The 6,128-nt window shown below is 66.4% G+C and carries 5 protein-coding genes; 3 read left to right on the forward strand and 2 right to left on the reverse strand.

What is annotated here, in order from left to right; genetic code table 11:
- From EGJ34_RS19895 to hemF, 3 genes are all read left to right on the forward strand, one after another.
- On the forward strand, positions 1-1,434 hold a 1,434-nt coding region (locus EGJ34_RS19895), incomplete at its 5' end, for a S9 family peptidase (RefSeq protein ID WP_148100529.1).
- 91 nt (positions 1,435-1,525) lie between these two features.
- Entirely contained in the window at positions 1,526-2,131 is a 606-nt protein-coding gene (locus EGJ34_RS19900) for a hypothetical protein (protein ID WP_125362175.1), read from the forward strand.
- A gap of 20 nt (positions 2,132-2,151) precedes the next feature.
- A complete protein-coding gene (gene hemF, locus EGJ34_RS19905; protein ID WP_125362176.1) occupies positions 2,152-3,057 on the forward strand; it encodes an oxygen-dependent coproporphyrinogen oxidase in 906 nt (301 codons plus the stop codon).
- Here hemF and EGJ34_RS19910 read toward each other — a convergent pair.
- Both EGJ34_RS19910 and polA read right to left on the reverse strand, forming a co-directional pair.
- Complete coding sequence (locus EGJ34_RS19910) at positions 3,021-3,680, reverse strand: hypothetical protein (protein WP_125362177.1); 660 nt, start codon at positions 3,678-3,680, stop codon at positions 3,021-3,023. The two genes, hemF and EGJ34_RS19910, sit on opposite strands and share 37 nt — an antisense overlap.
- Before the next feature lie 563 nt (positions 3,681-4,243).
- A partial coding sequence (gene polA, locus EGJ34_RS19915; RefSeq protein ID WP_125362178.1) for a DNA polymerase I occupies positions 4,244-6,128 on the reverse strand: 1,885 nt, incomplete at its 5' end.

Consider the following 6,128-nt stretch of genomic DNA (forward strand, 5'->3'; position numbering starts at 1 on the left):
CTGGCCGCGCTGCGCAAGGCCGCCGGCAAGGACGCGCTGAAGGGCAACCGCTCGCTGCAGGTGCTCGGTGGCCCCGGCGCACCGGGCGTGCGCTGGAGCGCCGATGGCCAGCAGGCCGCCATCATGCTGCGCGCCAATGACAACAAGGACCGCTGGATCGCCAGTGTGAATCCGGCCAGCGGCAAGCTGGAGAACCGCCATCGCCTGACCGATGCGGCCTGGATCAACTGGGGCTTCAACGACTTCGGCTGGTCCAGCGACAACAGGACCCTGTGGCTGCTGTCGGAAGAGTCCGGCTACTCGCACCTGTACACCCAGCAGGGCACGGCCAAGCCGCAGGCGCTGACCGGCGGCAAGTGGGAGACCTCGATGCCGGTGCCCAGCGCCGACGGCCGTGGCTTCTACTTCCTGTGCAACCAGCAGGCTCCGGGCGACTACGAGGTCTGCGCGGTGGACACCGCCAGCCGCCAGGTGCGCGAGCTGACCAACCTCAACGGCGTGGAAGACTTCTCGCTGTCGCCGGATGGCAACCAGCTGCTGGTCCGCTATTCCGGGGCCTACCTGCCGGCGCAGCTGGCGGTGGTCCCTACCACGGGCGGCCAGGCCAAGGTGCTGACCGACACCCGCAGCGCCGAGTTCAAGGCGCGTGAGTGGATCCAGCCCAAGCTGGTGCAGGTGCCGTCCAAGCACGGTGCAGGCGTGGTCTGGGCCAAGTACTACGGCCCGGAGAAGCTCGAACCCGGCAGGAAGTACCCGATCGCCATGTTCGTCCACGGTGCCGGCTACCTGCAGAACGTGCACCAGCGCTACCCGGCCTATTTCCGCGAACAGATGTTCCACAACCTGCTGGTCCAGAAGGGCTACGTGGTGCTGGACATGGACTACCGCGGCAGCGAGGGCTACGGCCGCGACTGGCGCACCGCGATCTACCGCAACATGGGTCACCCGGAACTGGAGGATTACCAGGACGGCCTGGAATGGCTGGTCGCCAACCAGCAGGGCGACCGTGACCACGCCGGCATCTACGGTGGCTCCTACGGTGGCTTCATGACCTTCATGGCGCTGTTCCGTGCTCCGGGCACCTTCAAGGCCGGTGCCGCGCTGCGTCCGGTGGTCGACTGGCACCAGTACAACCACGGCTACACCTCCAACATCCTCAATACCCCGGACATCGACCCGGAGGCGTACCGCAAGTCGTCGCCGATCGAGTATGCCGAGGGCCTGCAGGACAACCTGCTGATCGCCCACGGGATGATGGACGACAACGTGTTCTTCCAGGACTCGGTCAACCTGACCCAGAAGCTGATCGAGCTGCACAAGGACAACTGGAGCATCGCGCCCTACCCGCTGGAGCGCCACGGTTACGTGCGTGCCGACTCCTGGCTGGACCAGTACAAGCGCATCCTGAAGCTGTTCGAGACCACCCTGAAGTAACCACGGGCCTCGATTGCCCTATCCTGTCTGCGGCCGCTTTGTGCGGCCGCAGGCGTATGGGCCTGCCCCCGCTCACCCCCAAGGACACCGGATGTCGACTGTTCCGCCCCCGCTGCAGCCCCAGGCCGCCCCGCGCGCCACGCATACCCCCGATGGGGCTCCCAAGTTCATCTCGCCGCTGGCCAAGTCGATCCTGGTCGTCTGTATCGTGTCGGCCATTTCCTGGGCCGGCTGTGCGGTACTGGCGGTGGTGCTGCACCAGTGGGCGTGGCTGCAGGAGCTGACCGCCGGCTCTGACCTGTCGTGGATGCCCCCGTCGCTGCTCTGGTTCGGCCGGCATGCGGTGGCGGTCAATCTGGCGATGACGGCGCTCTGCGTCGCCGGTGCGGTGTCCTGCTGGGGCCTGCTGCGCCGCCTGAACTGGGCTTTGCAGCTGTTCATCGTGCTGCTGGTGCTGACCGCGGTGCTGAATTTCTTCGTGGTCTGGGTGGTGGACGACATCTTCCGCCAGCTGGCGCTGCACCTGCCGGCGGCCGTGGACGACATCGACCAGGGCGAGCTGCGCAGCGAGCTGGTGGTTCAGCGCATCCTCTACACCGGCATCTCGCTGGCCACCGCGGTGAGCTTCGCGGTGCTGCACGCCTGGCTGCTGGTGCGGTTGAGACGGCCGGATGTGAAGGCGTGGTTCGCCCGGTGACGTCGCGTTAAAATGCACGAATGAACGAATTCGAGCGCGTCCGTCAGTACCTCACCGAACTGCAGGACCGGATCTGCGCGGCCATCGAGGCGGCCGACGGCCAGGCCCGATTCGCCGAAGATCTGTGGCAACGCGCCGAAGGCGGGGGTGGCCGTACCCGGATCCTGCGCGATGGGGCGGTGTTCGAACAGGCCGGCATCGGCTTTTCCGACGTCTGCGGCACCCGCCTGCCGCCCTCGGCCTCCGCCAACCGGCCGGAGCTGGCCGGGGCTTCCTGGCGCGCCACCGGGGTGTCGCTGGTGTTCCACCCGCGCAACCCCTACCTGCCCACCACCCATGCCAACGTGCGCTACTTCCGCGCCGAGCGGGACGGGGTGGAAGTGGCCTCATGGTTTGGCGGCGGCTTCGACCTGACCCCGTTCTATCCGTTCGACGAGGACGTGCAGCATTGGCATCAGGTCGCCGCCGACCTGTGCGCGCCGTTCGGTCCGGAGCGCTACCCGGCGCACAAGCGCTGGTGCGACGAGTACTTCTTCCTGCGCCACCGCAATGAAACCCGTGGCGTCGGCGGGCTGTTCTTCGACGACCTGCACGGCGACTTCGAGCGTGACTTCGCCTACCTGCGCGCGGTGGGGGATGGCTTCCTGGACGCCTACCTGCCGATCGTGGAACGGCGCAAGGAAGCCGACTACGGTGAGCGCGAACGCGAGTTCCAGCTGTATCGCCGCGGTCGCTACGTGGAGTTCAACCTGGTCTACGACCGCGGCACCCTGTTCGGGCTGCAGAGTGGCGGACGCAGCGAGAGCATCCTGATGAGCCTGCCCCCGCGCGTGCGCTGGGAATACGGCTTCACCCCGGAACCAGGCAGCGCCGAGGCAGCGCTGGCGGATTATCTGGTCCCGCGGGAGTGGGTGGGGGCGCGCTGATTGCTCAGCGCGTCGCGGATTTTTGCTTCCAGTTTCAACTTCTGCAGGTTCAACGCCTCCTGCTTCTTCCGGTATTTCTCCGCGACCGCAACCTGCTCTTTCTGCAGACGGTGCACCTTTTCTTCCGCGCGGCGAACATCCACGTGATAGCGCTTGTCCTCGTAGCAGCCGTCGTCGTCGAACAGGCCTCCACCGAACATCATGTCCAGAGGTGCTGAGGGCGTTGGCGCGGCGTTGTGAAGGCGGGTCAGTCGGGCGTTGGCCTTGTCCACCTCCTCCTGTGCCTGCCTGCAGGCCTTTATCGTTTTCAGATTCATGTTCTCAAGCAGTACCAGCACCTGCTCCAGCTCGTCCTTGACTTTCTTCGGCAGAACGCCGGATGGGAAGTGGTGCAACTCGGGCGCGCGTACCGGGAGTGCATCCGGGCTGTCCCGGGTGCGACGCCAGCCACGCAGGACAGAAGGCGGTGCGGGCGCGTTGCGGAGTGCTGATGGAGCCGGGGCGTTGTTCACCTGAACAGGCTGCCCGTCGGGGAACAGCGTCCCGTAGCGCGGGGGCGGCGCTTCTGTGCCGGCGGCGGGAAGGTAGCGGTGCGGCGACGAATTGAATGAACTGGCGTACATGCGGGACAACTCCAGCGACAGGGTGACATGACACCCGGCTGGCCAGCGTGCGCAGCGCTCATTTACATCGCTTGCAGAATTCGATCACGCCCTCCCCTCGTCGCCTGCCGACTTTGGCACGATGGCATGGGCCCCTCCGCCCGTTGCTGTGGGCAGGAGGATGGGGGGGAGCGGGGTGACGGGGAGATGAGGATGCGCGTGAAGGGCAGCCACGCAGGGCGTGGCTCTACGCGTGTAACGGTCATCACCGTAGGTACCACGCCCTGCGTGGTACGCGGCATCCACCGGAACCCCCAAAATAAAAAGCCCCGCCGACCAGGGGGAGGTCAGCGGGGCCGGGGAACGGGCGCTTGGGGAGGAGCCCCCGTTCCGAGATCTGCTCCAGGGGATGGGAGAGATCCACAACAGGCGTTGCGCCTGTCGAGGTCTATAAAAGCACCTCGAACATTGATAGTTCGTGAAGGAAGCCCATTAATTCTTGGGAAAATGCAGAAAGATTCATCATCGAGTCAGATTCTTGACTTTCAATGAATCCATTCAGCCATTTTCACGTCAACTGCGTCTCAATGCGCCTCGTCCCAGTTGTCGCCGACCCCGGCGTCGACGACCAGGGGAACCCGCAATTGCGCTGAAGACGACATCAATTCGACCACTTTCAAACGCAAGGTCTCGAGAAACTCGCTTTCGGTCTCGAATACCAGTTCGTCGTGAACCTGCAGAATCATCCGGGCACGTCCGCCCTGCCCGGCCAGCCAGTCGTCCACCTTCACCATGGCGCGCTTGATGATGTCCGCGGCGGTGCCCTGCATGGGCGCGTTGATGGCGGCGCGCTCGGCACCGGCGCGCAGGCCCTGGTTGCGGGCGTGAATGTCGTTGAGATAAAGGCGACGGCCTTCCAGCGTTTCCACATAGCCGTGGTCACGGGCCTGCTGGCGCATGCGCTCCATGAAATCGCGCACACCCGGATAGCGGCTGAAGTACAGCGCCACATAATCCTGCGCCTGGCCGCGGTCGATGCCCAGATTTTTGGCCAGGCCAAAGGCGCTCATGCCGTACATCAGGCCGAAGTTGATCGCTTTGGCCGCGCGGCGCTCGTTCGGCGTCACCTCGTCCAGCGCGCGGCTGAACACCTCCGCAGCGGTGGCGCGGTGCACGTCCACGCCCTGCTCGAAGGCCCGCACCAGGCCCGGGTCCTCGGACAGGTGGGCCATGATCCGCAGCTCGATCTGCGAGTAGTCGCAGGCCAGCAGCTTGTGCCCCGGCGGGGCCACGAAGGCGCGGCGGATCCGGCGGCCGTCGTCGGTACGGATCGGAATGTTCTGCAGGTTCGGGTCGGACGAGGACAGCCGGCCGGTGGCCGCACCGGCCTGGTGGTAGCTGGTGTGGACGCGGCCGGTGGCCGGATTGACCATCTCCGGCAGCTTGTCGGTGTAGGTACTGCGCAGCTTGGCCAGGCCCCGGTACTCCAGGATCACCCGCGGCAGCTCGTGCTGGTCGGCAATCGCCTCCAGCGCCTCTTCATTGGTGCTGGGCTGGCCCTTGGGGGTCTTCACCAGCGCCGGCAGCTTCAGTTCGTCGAACAGCACCGCCTGCAGCTGCTTGGGCGAGTCGAGGCTGAAGGTGTGCCCGGCCAGCTCGGTGGCCTTCTGCTGGGCCGCCAGCATGCGCGCCCCCAGGTCCTGGCTCTGGCGGCGCAGCTCGCCCGCGTCGATGTACACGCCGTTGGCCTCGATCCGCGCCAGCACCGGCACCAGCGGCATCTCGATCTGCCGGTACACGTTGTCCAGCGCCGGCACCGCCAGCAGCTGCGGGCCCAGCACGCGATGCAGGCGCAGGGTGATGTCGGCGTCTTCGGCGGCGTAGCGGGCGGCTTCTTCCAGTCCGACCTGCGAGAACGGAATCTGCTTGGCCCCCTTGCCGGCCACGTCCTCGAACTTGATCGTGCTGTAACCCAGGTAGCGCATCGCCAGCGAATCCATGTCGTGGCGGGTGGCGGTGGAGTTGAGCACGAAGCTCTCGAGCATGGTGTCGTCGTGGTACCCCTGCACGTCCACGCCATGCCGGCGCAGCACATGCAGGTCGTACTTGCCGTGCTGGCCCAGCTTCTTCGTCGCCGGGTTCTCCAGCAGCGGGCGCAGCGCATCCAGCACCTGCTGCACCGGCAGCTGGGCCGGTGCGCCGGGGTAGGTGTGGCCGACCGGTATATACGCCGCCCGGCCCGGCTCAACGGCTACGCTGATCCCGACCAGATTGGCCTTCATGGCGTCCAGGGCGTCGGTTTCGGTGTCGAACGCAATCAGCTCGGCGGCGTCCAGCCGGGCCACCCAGGCCTGCAGCTGCGCGGTGGTCAGCACGGTCTCGTACTCGCCGGGCGCGGCCAGCGCGGGATCCAGCGGTGCCGGGGCGCTGTCATCGCTGCCGCGGGCATACCCGGCGGCGGTGCCGCGC

It is taken from the genome of Stenotrophomonas sp. 278 (assembly GCF_003935715.1).
GTDB lineage: Bacteria > Pseudomonadota > Gammaproteobacteria > Xanthomonadales > Xanthomonadaceae > Stenotrophomonas > Stenotrophomonas maltophilia_AH.